Source organism: Paraburkholderia sp. CI3, from assembly GCF_050436505.1.
Taxonomy (GTDB): Bacteria; Pseudomonadota; Gammaproteobacteria; order Burkholderiales; family Burkholderiaceae; genus Paraburkholderia; species Paraburkholderia tuberum.
On sequence record NZ_JBNDMI010000001.1, the window covers coordinates 1 to 20,316 of the forward strand.

The window sequence follows — 20,316 nt, forward strand, 5'->3', positions numbered from 1 at the left end:
CGACCCCTATGTATAGATCTCAACTATGTATAGGTTGGCTCGAAGGCGGGCATCGGCCCCTGTTCCGCAGGGCTTGAGGGGCCGACGGATCTTTACATAGTTATAGCGTCTGTAAGAAGCGGATGAGCGAATCCGGCGCACGAAATCGCCGCATCTTGGTCGCGGGAGCTTCCAGCCGAGCGAGTGCCTTCTCCTTGATGGCGAGGTCTGCCTCAACGTAGCGGTGAGTGGTATTGGTGCTCTCATGTCCGAGCCAGAGTGCGATCACGTTGAAGGGCACGCCCGATTGCAGCAGGTGCATCGCCGTGGTGTGACGCAACGTATGCGGTGAAACCTGCTTGTTGGCAAGGCTCAGCAGGCTGGTCGCGGCGCGGGCGACGGCAAGATCCAAGCGTTGCCCAACATTACAGCGAGTCATCGCGCGCCCGTCGCGATTAGGAAGCAAGGCTGCTTCAGTTCGCAGTTGTGGGTTGAGGCGCAGCCATGCGCGGATTTCCTGCACAGTCGTCTTCCACAGCGGTACCGATCGTTGTTTGCGACCCTTGCCCTGCAGGTGCACGCAAGCCGCTCCGTCGAGTACGACATCGCTCACGCGCACGCCGATAATCTCGGACACACGAGCGCCGGTGTTGTAGAGCATCGCCATGAGTAGATGGTCGCGCTGCGAGGACCAGGTCGGTCCGGGTTGCCCCAGGACTGCCACCATCTCTTCGCGAGTGAGGAAACCCAGCATCGGGCGTTCGAAGCGCTTCATCGGCACCGCCAAGGCTCGCTCTACAACATGTAGCGAGGCGACATCGCGTCGGCCGGCAAACTTCAGGAATGCGCGCAGCCCGGTCAGCCGCAGATTGCGGCTGCGAACCGAGTTGTTCCGCTCGCGCTCCAGATGATCCAGGAATGCCAGGATCAGATCGGGCTGGATGTCCACGAGTTGCATCGCGGTCGGCTCCTTGCCCAGCTTGCGCCCGGCGAAGTCCAGAAACAGCACCAGGGCGTCGCGGTAACACGCTACCGGGCGCGAGCTGAGCGCGCGCTGTGTGACCAGGTATTCGGTAAAGAACTGCTGCACGAGCGAAGCGAATGAAGGCGGCTTGGGTGCGACGGCATTACGCATCGGGCACCTCCACCTGGGGCATGAACGACTCGAATCGCTCTGCAGCCAAACCCATCAACTCCGGAACCGCCGAGAGGTACCAATACGTGTTGGTCACCATGGCGTGCCCGACGTAGGTCGACAGCGACAGCATCGCCTGATCGATATCAACACCCTGCGTGTGCCATCGCATGATGCGGTGCACGACGAAGCTGTGCCGCAGATCGTGGATACGCGGGGCGTGATGGGTCCCGCGGTTGCGCCAGTTCAGGTTCTCGCGTAGCCCTTTGAAGACGCGATGTACCTGGCGCTCGCCCAGCGGCAGTCCCCGGCGTTGACCGCGCGTGCCGACGAAGAACGGTGCGTCCTCCTGCACGGACTCGCCAGACAGCTCACGCGTCAACCGATAGCGACGCAGGGTTTCGATCGTGGTGGGGTGCATAGGTACCTGACGCGACTTGCCGAACTTGGTCTGGTGGATGGTGAGCATGCCGCGCGTGAGGTCGACATCCTCGATGCGCAGCGCCAGCGCTTCTGAGATTCGCAGCCCCGTGCTGGCGACCAGTCCGAACAGTGTCTCGAAGATGATTCCGCGCAAGCCCGGGGCCGGCCCAAGCTGTCGAGCGGCAGCCAGCAGATCAACGATCTCGCTCTCGCTATAGATATGCGGTGCCTGTCGCTCCGGCAGGCGACCGAAGATCGCATCGTCGGGAACCTCGGTACGCGGCTCGAACTGTTGCAGCCAGCGCATGAACGAGCGCAACTGTTTGAGTCGTCTCGCCCACGTGTGCGGGTCGCTGCTGCCGTGGCTGTCGCGTCGCGCCCAATCGGCCATGACCTCCACAGTCAACGGTCCGCGGTGACCGATGGACTGAACGTGCCGTGCGAAGCTGCGTAAGGCATAAGCCGGGCTGCGTAGACCAAACCCGAGGCCGCGGCGCTCAGTAAGGTAGCGCTCAACGTACGCGTGCAGAGAGAGGACGGCGCTCATGATGGGCTCCCCGGCCACGGCAGCGCCACCTCGACCAATTTACGGCTGTCGAGCTTGGCGTAGATGAGTGTCGTGTTCAGGGACCGATGGCGCAGCACGTCGGCCACCTCCTTGAGGGAGGAGCCGCATGCCAGCAGTCGGTTTGCCATGGTGTGGCGAAGCAGGTGTGAGCCTGTGTATGGCAGCCCAGCGCGAGCGTAGGCCTGGCGAATCGTCTTGCGCACGAGATCGGGGCCTGCGGGCTCGCCGCGTGGGGCGACGTGACGTACGAAGACAGCGCGATTGCGGGTCTTGGGACGTTCATCCTTCAGGTACGCGGCAATCGCTGCGCCGGTGGTCGATGGCAGCGGCAGTACGTCTTCCCGACGCCCCTTGGTGTGCCGGAGTGTGATCGTACCGGCGCGCCAGTCGATGTCATCAAGGCCGAGCCGCGCAACTTCACCGCTGCGAAGCCCAAGATCAAGGGCACATCGTACGATGGCGGTACGCCGCATCGGGCAGCGGCCGGCTTGGCCGAGAGACCCGATCAGCCGCTCGACTTCTTCGGTCGTCAGGGTCCTGGGCAGCGAAGCCAATTGCCAGTTGGCAGGATACGAGAGCGCGCCGATGAGCCCATGTACAAGATCGCCGAGTGACGCGCGGTAGCGGAAGTAGCCGCGCAGCGCGGCCACCACTGCGCCGGCACTCGCCGGCTTGCTGTAGAGCTTTGCCTCTTGGGCGAAGAAGCGGCGCACGTGCTCAGGCCTGACCATCGGGATGTCGATGACGTAGTCGCCGAACCGCGAGGTCAGGAACCGACCTACGATGCGTAGTGCCGACTCCCGGGTCTTCGGAGCGAGGCCACGAACATGATCCATGTACTCGTCGTACTGGCGTAGTTCTTCGCTTACCGGCGCTTTGCTCACGACCGGTGGGGTGATCACTCCTCGAGCGCGTAGCACTACCAGCAGATGCCCTAGTGCAGCGCTCAGACTGGGTCGATGGCGTTGAACGACACCGTCGCAACGGCAGGACGGAAGGTGCTCGTTCAGAAACTCGGCGAGCACTGATTCGTCGATGCGACAAACATCCACACGACGGCGATGAATCCATTGCGCAAAATGATCGATGCTGCGCACGTAAGTGGCAAAACTGTTCTTGGCGTAACCACGGTCCGCCCGATATTGCACGAACGCATCGACATGAGGCGCCAAGGGCCCCACGTCGAGCCAGTTGGTGAAGCTGTGTTGAGGCAGTCGGACGTTTCCCATGACGGTCTCCTGAAGTGGAACCACCACTGGACTCCGATACCAAAACTATGTCTAGAAGATCGCTGACCGGCCTGCCACCAGCCGCGCTGCGCCTACATTACGCGAATTCGAAGCCAGCAAACTATACATAGTTGAGATCTATACATAGGGGTCGCTATGTAAAGCTTTGCATAGCGACCCTTTGCAGCCCTTCGGGGCGCGCCGAAGCGGCCGTTCGCCTACGGCGCCGCATAAGTCACGGTCGACGGCGCTGCCGACGCGATAGCCAACGACGACTCGACGCAGAGCGCTTCGGAATGATAGGCCTGCAAGCGCATAAATAGTAAAAGCATGTTCACGGTTGCGAACCGCGCATTTATGAAATTCGTCTGGGTGACGTGTTTTTCGCTCAGTAGGAAGCGGCAAGCAAGGCATCGTAGTACATATGTAGCCGTGTCGCGACCGTAACAAAGGAGTTGCTTAAGTGAAATTTTCATTGCATGGCTTCATCGACCGCAAGTTCCCTTCGAGTTCGTCGGCCGATTCGGCTCCGTCGACTCCGTCGGCTAATGGAGCCCAAAAACCTCCCGGCTCAATAACGCCCGATCAGGGTCCGCTGTCGAAACTGTCGCCTTTGCGTTCGTCGCCCGCGAGGAACGGCGTGCGCAACACTTCCTCGGGGAGTCTGACTTCCGGCGATCAGCGTGGAAAAGCTAACGCGTCGTCGCAATCACAGCGTGGTGTAGGCCTTCCTGACTTGCAAGTCGGCCCGCGCGCCGGAAAACCTGCGAACAACAAAATCTCGCCCGCGGCCCAAATGGTGTGTGCTGTCGAACAGTGGCGGCTAGATCAATCGCAGCAACCGAGTGAAAGACGTGAAGACGCGGCAAGAAGAATAGCGGCTTGTGGCGCGAACGAAGCAACTGATCTCGATTTGAGCAACCTGGGACTTACAACCTTGCCGGATCTGCGTGCGCTCACCCATCTCGAATTCTTAAATCTGAGTGGTAACCAATTTGAGAGTAAGTTCGATTCCTTACCGAATTGCATTGCGCTCTTGTCAATGCCGGACCAAGCGGATCCAGGCGACTCCACCCATGGGGCGCAGATCCAAGGGAGTTCGCGCAACGCTGACCACGCCGCCACCATAATTCAGCGGGTATGGCGCGGCGCAAGACAACGTAATATCAACGCAAAGCGCGAACAACTGAATACTCCGCACCATAGCGAGCTAGCTTATCGCATGGCTACGCACGCATATTCGATAAATGATGTGCCCCGACGGGTGAGATTCGGGAAAGCAGAGTCCGAGTGGGCCTTGTATGCCGACCCGTTTCATATTCCCGAGGATGGTGCGGCGCTCCTACATAGTTTTCGGGACCACGAAGGGCTTACAACAGCTAAACGGCGTATCCACGGGAACGAGGTGCCAAGAGGCGTCGTGTATTCCCCCATAAAGGACGATATGCGTGCGAACAACCACGATATGCGTACGAACAACGCTTGGATGTTGGGTTTGGCGCATCACGAGAAGCGAGCGCTGCTCACGACCACGCTAAACGACACGACGGTTGCCAGACGCTCCAAGCCACGGGGCGACCCGCAGCCGCTCTCGGCCTTGGCACGTGAGGTTCTCGGTTTGGCACAGGCACATTTCGTCGTCGAGAGGATGGGGAACGACGTATACCTGGTGCCCAAACCTTCGGCTAGGACGGCCAAGCTGACAGACCTGAAAACGCCGTCAAGCATGCCGAAATCGGAACTCAAGCGCCGGCTTCAAGAAATCGGGCTCGATTCCGATGCCATCACTGTGCCACAACCCATGCCTGCCAGAGGGCAGCCGTCTTTAGATGAGAGGCTGAACAAGATGCATTTGCCGCTAGAGAAGGTCCTAGGAGCTGCGGTCTTGATTCATAGCCAAAAGGCTGAAAGCCAGGAACTCTTTTTGGATGGTCATAAAATTAAGGTGTTGTACGACGAGAAATACAAAATGGTGCGAGCCCAATTTAGGGACAGGTATGGGCCGGTTAACGTCGAACTGAGCGACGACGGCCGGAGCGTCTATCGCATCAGCGGTTTTCCACCTGTTTCGGAAAAAGAACTGAGCTATCTGGTCAAATCGGGCTTCTTGCATCCTTCATTGCTGCGGCATATTGATGCCACTGCATCTGATACCTTCTAGGGACGGGTGTTGTCTGAACAGAATCATAGCCGGCACATAAAGAACGGCCCAAACGAGTACAGAGCCACTGGCCGACTCATTGCCGTCCGTAATGGCCATTCGTGCTGTACCGCTCGAACAACGGGCGGCGTACTTCCAAGCAGTTCCATCCGACCCTGAGACCACCGCCGAGCACCAAATTGTAGCGTTAGTAGAACTCGCTAAAAGCATCCACGCGCTGTCTGACGAAGAGTTCTGAGTCTTCCCAGCGCTGCTGGTCTTTCCGGTGTTGAACGTGTCCAGAGGCCAGCAAGAAAAGGTATTTTCTGATTTCGTTCCTGGCTTTCAGCCTGCTGGTTGCGAGTTTTCATCGCAGCACTCGGCGCGGTTGAACAATCGGCACAATGGGTACGAAGAGGCGGGTCACGGGATGATTTGCAACGCCACCGACCGCTTTTGGGTGCGAAACTCAACAGTCCGCTCATGGCCGGCGAACGAAACCGCTCGCGCGGTAGATCCTATGAGACATCCAGGCCGTCGACAAGCCGACGCTTAAAATCAGCGTGTCGGGCTTGGCTCACAGGAGAGCATCATGCGTACAGATCAGGCATACACGGGTACCGAGGAGCTGGTGTTGGCGGTGTCGCTCGAACTGGCGTGCGCGAAGTGGAAGGTCGCGCTGCACGACGGCCGGCGCGAGAAGCCGGCTGTGCACACAGTCGCGCAGCCGCAAGCTGCAGCGCGTCTGCAGGCGGTGCTGGACCTGATCGAACAGCACAAAGAGAAGTGGTCGCTACCATCAGGTGTGCGCGTTGTCACAAGCTACGAGGCCGGCCAAGACGCGTTCTGGATCTGTCGCGCCCTTCAGACGCGCGGCATCGAGTGCTACGTCGTCGATCCGGCCAGCATTCCGGTCGAACGCCACAAGCGGCGCGCGAAGACCGATCGGCTCGATGCCATCAAGCTGGTGATCAACCTGCGCGCGTGGCTACGCGGCGAGCGCGACCGCATGCACGTGGTTCACGTGCCATCGCCGCAGGACGAAGCGTCGCGGCACCTAATGCGCGATCGCGGGCAACTGCAAAAGGAAGTGCGGCAGCACTGCGACCGCATGCGCAAACTGCTGGCCACGTTCGGCTGCTGGGATGAGGTCGATCACAGGCACTTCGCCGGCCGGCTCGCCCGTGACGAGGTGAAGTGCCACGACGGCGCGCCGTTGCCGCCCGAAATGCGCGAACGGCTGCTGCGCGAGTGCGGCCGACTGGCGCTGGCGCAGCAGCAACTCGCGACGCTGGAAAAGACGCGGCAGACGAGCGTAGCGGCACCCGCGCGCAAGCGAAGCGATGACCTGGCGCGCCTGAAAGGGATTGGCGAAGTGGGCGCGTCGCGTCTCGCGCTCGAACTGTTCTGGAGGGAGTTCAGCAACCGCCGCCAAGTGGGTGCCTGCACAGGGCTGGTGGCCCAGCCCTACGACAGTGGCGAGAGCCAGGTCGACCAGGGAATCAGCAAACAAGGCAACCGACGAGTGCGCGCGTTACTGGTCGAGATGGCGTGGTGCTGGCTGCGCTACCAGCCCGACAGCGCGCTCACGCGCTGGTTCAACGAGCGCACACAGGGCACGGGGCCGAACCGTCGCGCGCGGCGCATCGCGATCGTCGCGGTCGCACGGCGCCTCGCAATTGCGCTGTGGCGCTATCTGAAAGACGGTGTGATTCCCGAAGGCGCACGGCTGAAGTCGGCGTAGGCTCCTAAAGGTTTTGCAGGAAGGAGGTAACGGTCGGTCAGGCAACGACGCAAGCACAAACGGTCTGAGGTGAACATGCCCGTGAGCCCCCTGGGTTGCTGATGCAACCGATTCATGTAGATGGGGTATGTTCGCGGTTGATGATACCGGCGTATCGCGCATGCAGGATGAGGCCGGCCAAGCGCCGGCGGATAGAAGGTGGTCGGACGTCACGTCTGACGCGCGCACAATCGGCTTCAGGCTTGCTGTTCGACATCGCCGCCGACACGCTGCGCACGATCGCCGCAGATCCAGGACACCTCGGCGCCCAGATCGGGGCCACGCTTGTACTGCACACCTGGGGCTCAGCGCTCACGCATCATCCGCATGTGCACGGCATCGTCCCGGGTGGCGGGCTGTCGCCCGACGGCGAGCACTGGATCGCCTGCCGCCCCGGCTTCTTCCTGCCAGTGCGCGTCCTCTCACGCCTGTTCCGGCGCCGCTTCCTCGAAGCGCTCACCGATGCCCATCGGCACGGCCAGCTGCAGTTCTTCGGTGAGTATGCGGTGCTCGCCGATCCCGCCACCTTTGCCCGGTGGCTGGCACCGCTGCGTGCCTGCGAATGGTTTGTGTACGCCAAGCGTCCCTTTGCAGGACCGGAAGCGGTGCTCGCCTATCTCTCGCGCTATACGCACCGCGTTGCGATCTCCAACCAGCGTCTGCTCGCCTTCGATGAGCACGGCGTGACGTTCCGCTGGAAGGACTACCGCGAGAAGGGGCGCACCCGCTACAAGACCATGACGCTGGAGGCCGGCGAGTTCATGCGTCGCTTCCTGCTTCATGTGTTGCCCGGCGGGTTCCATCGCATCCGTCACTACGGGCTGCTCGCCAACCCGGTGCGCCGCACCAGTCTCGCGAAGCTGCGTGAGCTGCTGCACGTCACGCCCGAACCCGACTCGCCATCCGAGGCGCCCGTCGTGGCGCCCCGACCCGCCTTCGTCTGCCGGCACTGCGGGGCTCCGATGATCGTCATCGACATCCTCCAGCGCACCGCACCGATTCGCGCGCCACCGATGCAGGCCCGCCCATGAAAGCGACGCTTCCTCGATCTGCCAACCCATCGTCGGCTTTGCGGCAACGCGGCCCACAAGCGGACGTTTGTGCCTGTCGCGTCACACAGCCTCCCGCACATCCACTTCATCCTCACCCTCGCGCCAGTGCATCGCATCATCACGACGTCTGGGCTCGTCCAGCATCCTGTTTGAGCCGCCTTCCTCTAACCATGCTGAGGATGCCGGAACATCAATCGCCATAGCCACCTGAAATTCCGAGCGTCTCGGACCATCCCGCGGTTTCCTCCCTCGAGGCTTATCCGACGCCTGCCCACACGCGCCGCGGCGCACTCACAGCCATGTGAATGAGGGCAGACGTCGAATAACCCTGATATGACTTTCCGTGTCAATCGGATTGTGTGGTTTGCAGTCTTCTCATGCGCAAATGAATTCCCTGAGGGCGGCGTAGCAGTAAATCTCGACGGTGGATCATCCTGATATCCGCGGGTTGGTTACCGCATTACATGGACCGTCTCATGAGCCTGCCGCATTCTTAAGCCGCAAGTCGGGTGATATCCGTTGCGGGGTTGTGCCGCGGGTTACTCGAGTAGCCGGGCTACGCCGCCTTCAGGAAACTCGTGGATCTATGGGGTGAGCGACGTGGTGCTTCGTAATCAGGTTGCCTCTCTGCGATAAGGTAATGCGAGCGACATCGCCAGGCGCCCGATGTCCCAGATGAAACCTGACAGTTCACGGGCGACGGCCACGACCGTCGTATTGGCATTCTTGCCACGCGCGGCCAGCCTCCGGTATCGGCGACATAGTCGAACCTGCGCGTCCCAGGCGCGATCGATGATGGCCTTGGGAATGCCTTCATGCCGACACTGAATGTCGGCGCTTACACGTGCCGGATGCCGATAGCTCCAGGCCGCCTCCACGAGCAACTTTCTGGCGTAGCTATTGCCGGTCTTGGTGATGCTTCCCTGCCGTCGCTTGTCACCCGATGAGTGTTCTGACGGGACGACGCCGAGCCATGCCATCAATTGACGCGGATGCTCAAAGCGTGACAGATCGCCGAGTTCGGCAAGCATTCCAACGGCCGTGGTGAACTGCACACCGCGCATGGCCTGCAGACCCAGGACGGCCGGATAGAACCGCCAGTTTGTCACTGCCTCACGCAAGGCGGCTTCAACACGCTGGCATTGCGCGAGCCGATCTTCGATCGTACGCCGAAGTTCCTCGAACGCGAACTGTTGCCATTCGCTACCGAACGCATACTGGCTCACCCAGCGTCGGTGAGCTGGTCCCCAGTCGGCATGACCGGCATAGCGTACATCGTGCGCGAGCAGGAACGACTTGAGCCGCTGCCGCGCCTGCCTCAAATCGTCTTTGGCCGTCATCCATGCGCGGGCGAGGTCGCGAAATGCCTCGTCCTCGACGGTCGGCACGTACACAGCTGACAGGTCACCGGCCCGTAAGGACCGCACAAGCTTGACCGCATCGCGCCGATCCGTCTTGACGCGCTCGCCGGGCTTTCTGGGAATCAATGACGGCGCGCACACCATGCAGTCGAATCCTTTCTGGACCAGTTTCCGGTAAAGGCCGTAGCCACATGGTCCTGCCTCGTAAACAACGCGTACGTGTCGCGCTTTCGATTGAAGACGCTTGCACAGGCGATCGATATCCGTCTTCGTCGTACCGGTCTTGCCGAGCAGTTCGACCTCGCCCGTGCCGAACGCATAGGCGACAGTGATCGAATCCTTGTGAACGTCGAGTCCTACGTACAGCGTGCTATCGTGTTCCATGCTGGCCTCCGTGCGGGAAATCGCCGGGTGTGGCACCGTCCACACCGTGCGGCTCTGGCAGCGATGCTAACCCGCGTTTGATTCCTCACGGCGGGCCAGCCTCTACCTCACGGAAAGTCATAGTGTCTTAACGAACTGAGACCGCCGACTGACACCGTCTGTCAAATCAAGTCCAGACTTCTACACGTCAGGCCTGTGGACGAAAAAAAAGCCGGCGCATATGCGCCGGCTGTGGTTCAGGAAAACGCCGTCAAAGCAGCGCTGTCTGCGCGGCCCGTGCTGCATCGATCCGGGCGATCATGGCCGCTTCCCGCTCGCGGTGCCGCCGGGACTTCTCTTCGCCAACTCCGTTGTGCTGCTCGATCACGTAGGCCAGAGAGACTGGATTGGCCGGACCGCGCCACCCCTCCCAGACCTCCATGATCCGAGCGCGCACGTCGGGCGCGCATGCGAAGTACTCGCGACGTAAGCTACGCCATTGTTGGGCGAACAGATCGCGCATGCGTTGCTCGGTCTGGTATAGCAGCCGTTCGCGCCGTTCTCTTTCTTCTACGACAGAAAGCGCCTGGGGCGCTTCAATCTGATCGCTGAAGAGCGGGTAGGCACGATCAATCTTTTCGCGAGCCCGCTCCTGGCGACTCAGATGCAAGGCTTCCATCCGCGGCGTCCAGCGAAGACCTTCCGCCCTGGGTTGACGATCGAATCGCATGGTCCCCTCCCTCAGGCCGCGAGTCGCTCAAGCATCGCGCGCGCATAGTCCAGCGTGCCATCCTTCGCACGCAGCGTTCGCGCCTGGCCGAGCTCGGGATTGACAATCGCGTACTGATTGCTCGCGCCTTTGCGCCAATCGCGGATTTCACGGAAACCGGAAGCGATCGCGTCTTCGACATGCTGTGCGCCATCGATGACAACACCATCGGGACGTTGGTACTGCGCACGCTGGGCGGCCTCCTTCGCGTACTGCGCGTCTTCCGCCTTTCGTGCAGCCGCCTTGCGTTCTGCCTCGGCAGCTTCCCACGCCGCCTGCGCTGCTGCATCCATCCCGCACAAGGCGAAAATCGCGCGACGGCGATCCTTCGCATTCATTGAGCGCAGCTTCACGCCGTAGTGCTCTTCGACCGCGCGCTTGCTGCTGCGGTTACGCGTGTCGGGGCTATCGAGCACTTGGAGCAGTAGCGACAGCTCACGTTGTTCGAGCGCAACGGCCACCCTGTTTGCCCATTCGAAGGTCTCGCGACCGTGCGAAAGCAACGCCATTTCGCGCTCCAGCTTGTGCCGGCGCGCAGTCGTCCGCCCTTGTGTACGCTCCATGTCAGCGTGGTCCAGCGCTCTGTCCCGCCTGGAGTCGGTCAGAATCTGGCGCAGCCGCGCGGCAAGGTCGTTCACCGGGGTGCCCAACGACACCGGCTCGTTGAACATCGGCGGCAGAGCGTCCACCGACAGGATGTGCGCTTCGAACAGCGCGTCGTCTACCTCCACAAAGCTACACGCGTTTGGTAGACCGCTGACGGCGGCCACGATCGCGTCGATGTCGCCAGCCGTGATCGGCTGTTTTGCCGCACGCATGACGGACGCCACCCAGCGATGTTTTTCGGCCGGCAGGCGCCCGCGCAGTTCGGGCACATTGAGCAACGGCTCGGCCCATTCGAGATCGTAGCGAAACCCGCGATCCATCGTGCGATAGTCGTCGAGCACCGCATCCGGCACAGGCTCGTTGCGCAGGAGCGCGTACGCGACGTGCACTTCGTGTCTGCCGTTCGTCCCACCGCCGCGCGCGGGCGGGCCGCCTGCGCCAAAGCCGAAGCGTTCGACCGCTGCGTCTTGCAGCAACGAAGAGAGACTGAAGAACTGGCGAGCGTCGCGCGCTGCTGTCCTTTCGGCATCGATCTGGCTGCTGGAGAGGAAGCATTCCGGCGCGCGCGCGAGCTCGAAGAGCCCGAACAGCTCGTCCCAATGCGCAGGGCGAATCTGCCACGGCTTCGGATCGTCGCCATACCTGGACAGCCAGTCCTCGCGCACCTCGTCGAAGAGCGACGCCACCACTTCGGCAGCCGTGCCGGCACGGCGAATGGCCAGCTTGCCGTTGTATCGCGTCACGGTTGTCGCGCTCGTCTGTGTGCGATCGCATTCGAGAGAAATCAGCGCGGTTTCGGTCCCCTGCACGCGTTCGTCGCGAAACAGCGCCAGCACGCCGGCGAGCGTCGCGACAATGAAGGATTCACCGGGGATAGTCAGCTTGTACATAAGAGTTGGCTCCGCAAAAAAAGTTTGGGGCCAACTCCCCATCAGGGGACGCTGGCCCCATCAGGGTTGAAGTGTTAGATCAGTCAGTCGATGTCGAGCATCCGCGAGACAACCGCGGCGATCGCCCACGCCTGCGTGCGCGACAACGTCTTGATGCGCAGCACCGGCTGGCTCTTCCAGTGGCCAGCTTCGCCGAGCGCGATGAACTGAACGAAATCGATCTGGATAATCCAGCCTTCGGAGTTCCCGCGCGCCACCGAGAGCGCGAGCCGCCTGCGCGCTGCCGATCCGTCCGGCCAGTCGCGCGAAGCTGAGAGCCCGTAGCAGTCCTCGTTCGGGTCCTCGATGAAATTCGCCGCAACGATCCATTCCGGCTCGATCTCAGACTTGCGCAGGATGCGGGCGATGTGATTGGCAACCTGACTGATGGTTTTTCCAGCAGGATCAAACGGCGTGCTGGCATGCACGACCGGTGGTTCGAGAAGTTCGGACATAGGAATCGGAAAAGAAAAAAGGCCACACCCGAAGGTGCAGCCTTTAAATGGATGGAGGACCGGCGAACTCGCCGGTCCGCTTCAACAATCAGCGCGGAATGCGGGGATGCCGACGCTCCCGATCGTGCTTACGACCACGACTGGTCATGTAAGCTCCGTAGCCCAGAATGGGTGCCGTGAGAAGCAGGACGAACAAACCAAAGCCCATGGTCAGTCTCCGTTCATGGAATTCATGCCTTGAAGAAAGGTTACCACAACGATGAGGACCAACACCGCCTCGTTGAGAAGCTCGCTGGCGGTCCACGTCGTGGTTGAGTGGAAGATGCCAACGGCGCCCACAACTGAGACGACAGTCAGCGAATGGCAAAACCGCCCAAACTGCTGCCTCTGGTCTTTTGTCCAGTCGTGCCCAAACAGGCGACGCACCCATCCCCGGCTCTCGATGTCGCCATCCGACACTTCAACGACCACGGAATAGCTGCGGTCAAGACGTTGGTCGGCGGTCACCACTGCCCCGTCAATGGATGCAGTGACCTTCGGCGGGGCCTCGGTTTCGCCGAGCCAATGAAGGAGACCCAGCAGGCGCTCGGAAGGGTGAACATGGCCCAGAGCGTGAACGAACGTCGCACGATCTGTGATCACCATGCTTGATGGAAACTCGATTGAAATTTCGACTATTTCCATCGCGCCTCCTACCGCCGTTCGATATCGAGGCCGCCTGCAAGCCGCAAACCGCCAAGCAGCGCGTCGTAGCCCTCGCGGGACGACAGTTGCTCGAGCGAGACCAAGTTGTCGCCACCGCCCGACAGATCGGCGCGGCCGCGACGCGTGCGGAACGACACGGCGACCTTCTGACGGGTCGGAGTATCGGCAACTTCCAGCATGACGGCGGGAGTACGGAGGGTGACGCGGCAACCGCGATTGCGGCGAGCCGGTTCGGTGACGATTTCGTGCTCGCCAGAACGCAGATGCAGATCGCGAGCGATACGACGCAACAGCAGCGTCGCGTGGTGGGTGACGGCGGAGTCGCTGCCGCACCGCCACTGCGTCGGTCGGCATAGAACACCTTTGGAACCTTGAGCATTTAAGCCTCTGAAAAAAAGAAAGCGAGGTGCCCTTTCGGGAACACCTCGCGATGAAGGAATGCGCCAGCCAAGCCGGCGTTTGAAGGGCGGGTCAGTGGGTGACGCGAAGACCCGAACTGGTCGAAACGAGAAGCACGTGCTCGCCCGGGATGAAATGCTGGTCATCGGGTTGAGCGACAACAACGTTGGCGCCCGAACTCTTGCGCACGATGATTTCAATGCCTGGACGCTGCGACAGCGCCTGTGAAACCTTCTGTGAGACAAAGCCCGATGCAGCTCCTGTTAGGGCACCGGCGATGTAACGTCCTGTGCCGTTTCCGATGGTCTGGCTTCCGAGGAACGCTCCGACGCCCGCGCTGATGAGCGAAGTCAGCCCGGAGTTATCTGAACCCGCTTCGATCGTGATCGCGCGAGTGCGGACTACCGTGGCCTCTTCGACAGTGCCGGCGCGCTGGACGTCGTAGCGCTGGTACGTATTCGGCGAACCGAAATCGACAGAGGCGCATGCCGACAGCACGGACGCGACAAGGAGACTGGTGATGATCTTGAACATGGGTGCGGCTCCTAAAAAAACGGGAGCCGGTCCCGTTGGGATGGCTCCCAACAGGGTTGACAGACGGGTGGTTTGCCCGTCGTCGAGGACCGGCCTTCGCCGGTCAAAGGTGTAAGCACTCCAGCAAGCCGGAGTGTTCTTTCGATGCGCTAAAGCGCGGGTGATACGCTGAGTCTAGGGCAGGCAGGAACGTGCGCCGCCTCGAAACATCGAGAAAACGGCCAGGCTTTCAAAGTTCAGCCGGACCCACGCGAGCGGCGGCGATCGGGTAGGAGGCGGGGTTGCCCCCGCCGTCCTCCCACAACACCGGACGTACGGTTCACGTATCCGGCGTTTCCCGTCGGCCTCGGACCGGATCGGTCGTCGGCGTGAGCTTGTTTCGTGCGTCGGGTCGCCTGGCATCCGATGGACACCTCAGCCTCTCTCGGGGCTTCCGGCCCCTCCAGCATGGCTGCAGGCCCCCGGCATGGCCGAGGCTTCTGCCCAGATACGCAGAGATCACGCGTGACTTGCCACTCGTGACAGGTTTGGCCCTTCGCCGCTCCGGTTTCAACGGCTACTACGACCTCTGCTGACTTCTGCCACCCCATTCCGACACCTCTCGATGCCAGTAGCACAAGGCAGGATGGCAGATCTCCCAGGGTAATACGCGCGACCTTCACGCTTATGCCTGTCGGATCTACGTCATGGCGTTCCGTGCAAGTATCGGGCTTTACAGATTTTGGCCTGCTCACCCCGCCATACCGCCTAATATCCGCTTCCTGTTCGTCAGGCCAGCGCTTTGCCTTCGGCTTCCTTCAGATTCCACCTCACGATGGACACCCTTGCCGTCCGCTAACACTTCCCCTTGCCGGGTGTGTAGGGGACTCTCACCCCCAAGTCATCCAGTTCGCCACCACAGCGATCCAGATAGCGCCTTTCACGGCGCTGCGCGCCATGCCTGGCGCACCAAAAAAAGCGCTGGCCCCGAGGGACCAGCGCTGGTTGCAGATTTCTCGCGCGGCCGCGCGGGAAGAAAGAAAAGCCGCCCCTGAGGGGCAGCCGTCGAGACTGCTATCGTGCTGGCATATCCGCGAACATCGCGAGAGCATGCACGCACGACACGATGAAGTACATCCAGAGCAGGAAGAGCACCCCGAATTCGAAACCCTCGACGCCAAAGCCGGTGCAGGCTCCGAAAAGCGCAACGGCTAGCACGGCGAACTTCGGGAAGGCTTGCCCCACGAGGAGCGAGCGCAAGCCACGCGCGACCCATTCCCACGCCGAACCAGCTCTGCGTTCGGCCAGCGTCCGGGCAACGAGCAGCAGGCAGATAACGCCCAGCGCAACAAGCAGCGTCTTGCCAAGATTCGGCGCGGACATCTCGTATGACACGATGCGCGAATGCGCCTGCTGTGCCAGCCAGCTGCCTGCCGGAACAACATGCTGCCAGGCGAAAACAACGAGAAGCGGCAAGACCGCATGCCAGCGCTTGCTCCAGAATAGGAGTGCCATGCTCTGGAAGGATGTGAGTTGAACCAGTATGTCTTTTTTCATGCTTATAACCCGTAAGTAGAATGTGGCGCTCCCGAGGGAGCACCTATGTATAGCGAAAAACGCCGCTCCCTGTTAGGGGAAGCGGCTTGGTCAGGCGCCGGCCGCGGATTTCCGGCTCTTTCGAGCCTTCTTTTCCTTCGGCCTGGGCGCTTCATATCCAAAGCGCGCCCACGCAGCAGGGTCTATCGGTATCGGGTTCGTGCGCCCTGTCGCCAGGTTCACGAACACGCCCGCATACTTCAACGAACCGGTGCGAAACAGCGTCCAGAGAAGATTGAACGCCTGCACCGCAATCGCGGAATTAATGACCAGCGACTGCTTTCGCAGTGCGTCAGCCATCGAACAGGACGGCGTATCGTCGTCGGCGTCTTTGGAGGGGTCGATCAGGTCCGGGAACAGGTCGCCTACATGCGGCAACCGCTCCGGACTGATCTTCCTTCGACTTTTTGGCATGGTCTGGCCAAGCACCACCTGCCCGCGATCCGTGTCATTGCCGCAATCAAGGTAATACGCTTGCGTCTCCCCGACCGTGTCGAGAATCGCTTTTCGGGCAGCACGCGTATCGACGCACCCAATCACCAGATCGACATTGAACAGTGCCGTGCGACCATCCAGGCGTTGCGTGACCGCACGCCAGTTGGTACCCATCAGCATGTTCAGCCGGTTCACGATCAGCGAGGCCTTGTAACTGCCCACGTCGTTGGGATAGAAGCCCTGCCGTCCAACGTTGGTCGGGCTCACTGTGTCATCGTCGTACACCGTGCACTCGATCCCCCCGGGGTGTCCCAGTTCAATCATCGCGTGGTGCAAGCGCGCGAGGGCTGGCAGCACGGCGCTGCCCGTCCCACCCGCTCCAACGACAAGCACTCTCCAGGGGCGCTGGATCATGTGCGGCGGAATTTCATGGCAGATCACGTCCGTCATACCGCCTCCGGTACACGTGCAGCCTGATACCACGACGCTGGCGCGCGCTCCGTCTCCTCGAAGATCCCTTTTGCGCACAGGCGCACGGCGATGCTCGGGGTTGAACGGTCACAGTTGCCAATGACAAGCGCCATCTTCACGTCGTGCCGGTCATCGTCGTTGTCGGTCGACGAAAAGTACGCCGGATGCCTGCCATGCGAATGACAGTCCATCACCAGCACTTCGTCGCCGGCGAGCGCCGGGGGCTGATACTTCAGCGAGCCGCCGGTATGCGTGACGATGCCGACCGGCGCCAGCCGGAAGGCCTGCGTCGATGGACTCCACACAATCCACGCCCCCGTTTCCATGGGATGCGCCTTCCGGGCCATCTCAGCGAACGCACCGACCAGGTCTGCCGGAATGGTTTCGCACAGCAGCCGTGTCGACGGGTTGACTCGCCCATACGGTATCGCCGTGCGAACGGCGAAGGCCGCGATCTGGCGCACCACCGAGATCCAGGGCCGCCGGATCTCGAGGAACACCCCGTTTTCGGCGACCAGCAACCGCTCGCCCGCATTCTGCATCTCTGCGACGGTTTCGTTGCGGGGGACCATGACGGTCGGAAACGACCGCTGTAACGTGATATCGGAAATGTTCATTTTTTAGCCTTTGCCTTTGGGGCCCCGCGCGATCAGATCGCCGAGAGTCCGTTGCATGGGCACGAGACATTGGAGGGGGAACTGCTCGCCGTACTTGCCGGCCAGCATTTCCTTCCAGAATGCAAATTCGCCTCGTGGGTGATTGACGCGTTTTCCACCCGCATTGGGGTGTGTAAACGCAGATTCGAAAAAACCGCTTTCCCACCCGTCAATCGACGCGATGTCGATGCGATCGGGAACGCGCGCAGAACCGATACAGATGGAACCGTGGTCCCACGTGTTGAAGTACGGCGGCTCGAAGAGCGCCGTGTCAGGTGTCGGCCGTGCAGCGCCGTCAACTGCATACACGTAGAAACCGCTGTTGCGCGCCTGAAAGATCAGGCCCGGATGCGGCACCACCGCGGTGACGTTGCCAAGCTCGGGGCAGTCGAAGAAGACCCGCCTCGTTGTCGGCCGGCACCACCAGGTCACAGCGGTCCGGTCGATTGCGAGCACAGTCTCAGGCAGAAACTCCGCCTTCGCCGCACAGCGCTCGGAAAGCGAGTCGAGCGCCGTGAACAGAGCCTCGCGGTCCACCGGGCGACCCGCACCGATGACGGGACGCTTGCCGGTGACCGATACCGGATGCGCCGTAGCGAATACCGGGCTACCGGTATCGCGTGCATACGAATAGAGCAGAATTGCCCCACTCATCACCAGCTCTTTCGAATGTCCCGTCGAAACGATCAGATTGTTCATGGTCTCGTCCTTAGGCATCGCGTGTGATCAAAGCCACCACGCGGTCAACCTGTCGAAGAATGGAAAACCCCAGCGACAGATCCGCGTACTGCCTGCGGATGTCATCGGGTGACTGGGCAAGGGCAATGAATCCGTGAAACAGGGATCCATCACCGCCGCTGTTGAAGTACTCGTAGTGGGTGTCGAGGACGTCGCCGGTGTACACGTCGTCGCGGGCTGCGATCGACGTAGCGGCGTAAATCACCTCAGGCCGGAACGACCAGTCGAACAGTGCGCGACGGCCGACACTGCTGAGCAGCACCGTCAGACGTTCCAGCTCCGCGCAAAGCGCGCGGATCCAACCGCCCTGTGTCCAGCCCAGACGCCGCAGCGCTTCGATACCGAGGGCCGGATACGGTCGCCACGCACGATGTTTCGTGCTATAGCAACCGATCTCCATGCTCGGCGGACAAAGTTCCTGGCGAACCACCGAGGGTAGGTAGTGCTGGAACTCTTCCGGGTCATCGCCAAACCTGTCCTTCAGAAGGTCCACCGCGTCTTCATCGTCACAGTGCGGATCGCCGTCCCAATGCCACTGGGCGAACATGGACAGGAAGTCATCTGGCGTGCGCATGACGAGCGTGCGGAACGCCGCGCGGTTGATCAGGATCAGCGCCGTAGCGAGCAGCCGCGGATGCGCCTTGCCAAGCGGCACTGCGCGATCCTCGATCACGTAGATGCGATCCTCAGGCGTCTCGATGCCCAGATAGAGCGGCGAGCTCGGTTCGAAGCCGGACGCGTCCGTCTGATACATGATCTGGTCCTGGACACCATTGGAATCCAGCAGATACGGCCGGAAGCAAAGCCGCTTCATCACGCCACATTCGCGGCGAATCCACGCAAACAACGCCTGAGCCATCGCGTCGCCAGATCCGGTGAAGGACTTCACGTCTGCGGCCCTGAGCGGGCCCGACTCGAAGTGCTCGCCGACCAGTCTCGCGAGCTCGCGATCGGCTGGCCACTTCAACGACGCACGCGCCGCAACAGCACGCGAAACGTCGGGAAGTGTCAGAAAATCATGGGCAGCTCGACGTCGGGCAACGGCACGCCGCGGCGATTGCCAGCTGAGGCCGTCGAGAGCGACGACCGCATCAGCTGGCTGAGGATCGAAGAACATTTCTCGATCTCCTTGTCATGAAAAAAAACCGCCCTTTCGGGCGGTTCATTGGACGATGGCATTGCCTCATCGGCGATGCATTGCACGAGCGCGCGCTTACGCATCGCTACCCTTCGCACCTGCTGCACGCATGAACGTGTAGCGGGCGGTTTCCCCCTTGTAGACCGGACCCTCAATTGCGGCCGTGGTCAGCTCCGGATACTGGGCGGAATACAGATCACGCACCTCTTCGGGTGAAAAGGTCGGACCGGGATCGACAAAGTTCACACCGTTGTAGACGAACTCGCGAACCAGACGGGCGATGGAAATGGACATGGCGCACCTCAGCTGAGCAGGGAAAGAAGATCGGTACCGGAGGAATTCCCGGCATCCACGGGTGCAGCACTGGCGGGCGCAGCCGGCGCAGACGCTGACTGGTCGTCATCATCGTTGTCGGTTTCGTCTTCCGCAGCGCCCTCGCCTTCGCTATTGGCGTTCGACTGACCGCCTTTCGCCGGTACGGTCTTACCGCCCTTAGCGAGAGACTTCTGCGCTTTGGAGGCCTGACTCTTCTCCGCTTCCTGCAGGATCGCCGTGGTTGCAGCGACCTGTTCGGACAGCGACGCATGAGCCGTCGAGTACGAAGCGATTGCCGCAGCAAAGCCCTCATCGAGCTCGGCCGCCGTACCGGTGAGGACCAGCGGCTGCCGCAGCGCGGCGTCCTTGCCCTCGCCTTGCGGCACGACGACTACCGCCATTCGGTCGTTGTCCATCTTCAGCGTCAGTTGCAGCTTGCCGCTGGCTCGCACCAGCGCTTCCAGTTGTTGGAACATAAAAAACTCCGGGAAAAAAGAAACGCCGCGCGGTGGCGGCGTATACATATAGAGGGGGAACGGGACGCAGAACGCGCCCCGC

General features: G+C 61.4%; 18 protein-coding genes and 2 pseudogenes. 3 read left to right on the top strand and 17 right to left on the bottom strand.

All coding sequences use genetic code 11. The annotated features are described in order from the left end of the window. Positions 1-100: 100 nt before the first annotated feature. From OKW29_RS00005 to OKW29_RS00015, 3 genes are read right to left on the bottom strand one after another with little or no spacing between them, the layout of a single operon-like run. Entirely contained in the window at positions 101-1,114 is a 1,014-nt protein-coding gene (locus tag OKW29_RS00005; protein WP_429289461.1) for a tyrosine-type recombinase/integrase, read from the bottom strand. Next, entirely contained in the window at positions 1,107-2,084 is a 978-nt protein-coding gene (locus tag OKW29_RS00010; protein WP_429289462.1) for a tyrosine-type recombinase/integrase, read from the bottom strand. Before OKW29_RS00010 ends, OKW29_RS00005 begins: the two co-directional genes overlap by 8 nt. Next, on the bottom strand, positions 2,081-3,334 hold the full coding sequence (locus OKW29_RS00015) for a site-specific integrase (RefSeq protein ID WP_429289463.1): 1,254 nt from the start codon (positions 3,332-3,334) through the stop codon (positions 2,081-2,083). The genes OKW29_RS00010 and OKW29_RS00015 overlap by 4 nt, the downstream gene beginning before the upstream one ends. A gap of 463 nt (positions 3,335-3,797) precedes the next feature. On the opposite strand from OKW29_RS00015, the gene OKW29_RS00020 reads away from it, so the two are divergent. From OKW29_RS00020 to OKW29_RS00030, 3 genes and pseudogenes are all read left to right on the top strand, one after another. Continuing rightward, entirely contained in the window at positions 3,798-5,495 is a 1,698-nt protein-coding gene (locus OKW29_RS00020) for a leucine-rich repeat domain-containing protein (protein ID WP_429289464.1), read from the top strand. Between the two features lie 571 nt (positions 5,496-6,066). Beyond that, positions 6,067-7,218: an IS110 family transposase gene (locus OKW29_RS00025; RefSeq protein ID WP_429289465.1), complete on the top strand. Its 1,152-nt coding sequence runs from the start codon at positions 6,067-6,069 to the stop codon at positions 7,216-7,218. 242 nt (positions 7,219-7,460) lie between these two features. Then, a pseudogene (locus tag OKW29_RS00030) lies at positions 7,461-8,288 on the top strand (IS91 family transposase); the annotation flags it as partial. Between the two features lie 635 nt (positions 8,289-8,923). Here OKW29_RS00030 and OKW29_RS00035 read toward each other — a convergent pair. The 14 genes and pseudogenes from OKW29_RS00035 to OKW29_RS00100 all read right to left on the bottom strand — a co-directional run bounded on the left by OKW29_RS00035 (position 8,924) and on the right by OKW29_RS00100 (position 20,234). Beyond that, positions 8,924-10,054, bottom strand: a complete 1,131-nt coding sequence (locus OKW29_RS00035; protein ID WP_429289466.1) for an IS110 family transposase — start codon at positions 10,052-10,054, stop codon at positions 8,924-8,926. 250 nt (positions 10,055-10,304) lie between these two features. Then, positions 10,305-10,763: a hypothetical protein gene (locus OKW29_RS00040; protein WP_429289467.1), complete on the bottom strand. Its 459-nt coding sequence runs from the start codon at positions 10,761-10,763 to the stop codon at positions 10,305-10,307. A gap of 11 nt (positions 10,764-10,774) precedes the next feature. Next, complete coding sequence (locus OKW29_RS00045) at positions 10,775-12,298, bottom strand: hypothetical protein (RefSeq protein ID WP_429289468.1); 1,524 nt, start codon at positions 12,296-12,298, stop codon at positions 10,775-10,777. An 83-nt stretch (positions 12,299-12,381) separates the two neighbouring features. After that, the gene (locus tag OKW29_RS00050) at positions 12,382-12,792 is read right to left on the bottom strand and encodes a hypothetical protein (protein ID WP_429289469.1); all 411 of its coding nucleotides are present in this window, start codon (positions 12,790-12,792) and stop codon (positions 12,382-12,384) included. A 210-nt stretch (positions 12,793-13,002) separates the two neighbouring features. Then, the gene (locus OKW29_RS00055) at positions 13,003-13,476 is read right to left on the bottom strand and encodes a hypothetical protein (RefSeq protein ID WP_429289470.1); all 474 of its coding nucleotides are present in this window, start codon (positions 13,474-13,476) and stop codon (positions 13,003-13,005) included. Between the two features lie 8 nt (positions 13,477-13,484). Then, positions 13,485-13,876: pseudogene (locus tag OKW29_RS00060) on the bottom strand (hypothetical protein). A 92-nt stretch (positions 13,877-13,968) separates the two neighbouring features. Next, positions 13,969-14,430, bottom strand: a complete 462-nt coding sequence (locus OKW29_RS00065) for a glycine zipper 2TM domain-containing protein (protein WP_429289471.1) — start codon at positions 14,428-14,430, stop codon at positions 13,969-13,971. 1,053 nt (positions 14,431-15,483) lie between these two features. After that, a complete protein-coding gene (locus tag OKW29_RS00070) occupies positions 15,484-15,966 on the bottom strand; it encodes a hypothetical protein (protein WP_429289472.1) in 483 nt (160 codons plus the stop codon). A gap of 90 nt (positions 15,967-16,056) precedes the next feature. Next, entirely contained in the window at positions 16,057-16,890 is an 834-nt protein-coding gene (locus OKW29_RS00075; RefSeq protein ID WP_429289473.1) for a PRTRC system ThiF family protein, read from the bottom strand. Continuing rightward, positions 16,887-17,528 carry a PRTRC system protein A gene (locus OKW29_RS00080; RefSeq protein WP_429289474.1) on the bottom strand — a complete coding sequence of 214 codons (642 nt, stop codon included), beginning with the start codon at positions 17,526-17,528 and terminating at the stop codon, positions 16,887-16,889. Before OKW29_RS00080 ends, OKW29_RS00075 begins: the two co-directional genes overlap by 4 nt. A gap of 3 nt (positions 17,529-17,531) precedes the next feature. Beyond that, complete coding sequence (locus OKW29_RS00085) at positions 17,532-18,266, bottom strand: PRTRC system protein B (protein ID WP_429289475.1); 735 nt, start codon at positions 18,264-18,266, stop codon at positions 17,532-17,534. A 10-nt stretch (positions 18,267-18,276) separates the two neighbouring features. Beyond that, positions 18,277-19,422, bottom strand: a complete 1,146-nt coding sequence (locus OKW29_RS00090; RefSeq protein ID WP_429289476.1) for a PRTRC system protein F — start codon at positions 19,420-19,422, stop codon at positions 18,277-18,279. A gap of 96 nt (positions 19,423-19,518) precedes the next feature. Further along, positions 19,519-19,737, bottom strand: coding sequence for a PRTRC system protein C (locus OKW29_RS00095; RefSeq protein ID WP_429289477.1), 219 nt, complete (start codon positions 19,735-19,737; stop codon positions 19,519-19,521). An 8-nt stretch (positions 19,738-19,745) separates the two neighbouring features. After that, positions 19,746-20,234: a PRTRC system protein E gene (locus OKW29_RS00100; RefSeq protein ID WP_429289478.1), complete on the bottom strand. Its 489-nt coding sequence runs from the start codon at positions 20,232-20,234 to the stop codon at positions 19,746-19,748. Positions 20,235-20,316 lie beyond the last annotated feature (82 nt).

Coding starts and splice junctions, on each gene's coding strand:
- OKW29_RS00005 (WP_429289461.1), bottom strand. CDS start 1,114: ATGCGTAATGCCGTCGCACCCAAGCCGCCTTCATTCGCTTCGCTCGTG.
- OKW29_RS00045 (WP_429289468.1), bottom strand. CDS start 12,298: ATGTACAAGCTGACTATCCCCGGTGAATCCTTCATTGTCGCGACGCTC.
- OKW29_RS00010 (WP_429289462.1), bottom strand. CDS start 2,084: ATGAGCGCCGTCCTCTCTCTGCACGCGTACGTTGAGCGCTACCTTACT.
- OKW29_RS00035 (WP_429289466.1), bottom strand. CDS start 10,054: ATGGAACACGATAGCACGCTGTACGTAGGACTCGACGTTCACAAGGAT.
- OKW29_RS00040 (WP_429289467.1), bottom strand. CDS start 10,763: ATGCGATTCGATCGTCAACCCAGGGCGGAAGGTCTTCGCTGGACGCCG.
- OKW29_RS00050 (WP_429289469.1), bottom strand. CDS start 12,792: ATGTCCGAACTTCTCGAACCACCGGTCGTGCATGCCAGCACGCCGTTT.
- OKW29_RS00100 (WP_429289478.1), bottom strand. CDS start 20,234: ATGTTCCAACAACTGGAAGCGCTGGTGCGAGCCAGCGGCAAGCTGCAA.
- OKW29_RS00065 (WP_429289471.1), bottom strand. CDS start 14,430: ATGTTCAAGATCATCACCAGTCTCCTTGTCGCGTCCGTGCTGTCGGCA.
- OKW29_RS00070 (WP_429289472.1), bottom strand. CDS start 15,966: ATGAAAAAAGACATACTGGTTCAACTCACATCCTTCCAGAGCATGGCA.
- OKW29_RS00075 (WP_429289473.1), bottom strand. CDS start 16,890: ATGACGGACGTGATCTGCCATGAAATTCCGCCGCACATGATCCAGCGC.
- OKW29_RS00055 (WP_429289470.1), bottom strand. CDS start 13,476: ATGGAAATAGTCGAAATTTCAATCGAGTTTCCATCAAGCATGGTGATC.
- OKW29_RS00025 (WP_429289465.1), top strand. CDS start 6,067: ATGCGTACAGATCAGGCATACACGGGTACCGAGGAGCTGGTGTTGGCG.
- OKW29_RS00015 (WP_429289463.1), bottom strand. CDS start 3,334: ATGGGAAACGTCCGACTGCCTCAACACAGCTTCACCAACTGGCTCGAC.
- OKW29_RS00095 (WP_429289477.1), bottom strand. CDS start 19,737: ATGTCCATTTCCATCGCCCGTCTGGTTCGCGAGTTCGTCTACAACGGT.
- OKW29_RS00080 (WP_429289474.1), bottom strand. CDS start 17,528: ATGAACATTTCCGATATCACGTTACAGCGGTCGTTTCCGACCGTCATG.
- OKW29_RS00085 (WP_429289475.1), bottom strand. CDS start 18,266: ATGAACAATCTGATCGTTTCGACGGGACATTCGAAAGAGCTGGTGATG.
- OKW29_RS00090 (WP_429289476.1), bottom strand. CDS start 19,422: ATGTTCTTCGATCCTCAGCCAGCTGATGCGGTCGTCGCTCTCGACGGC.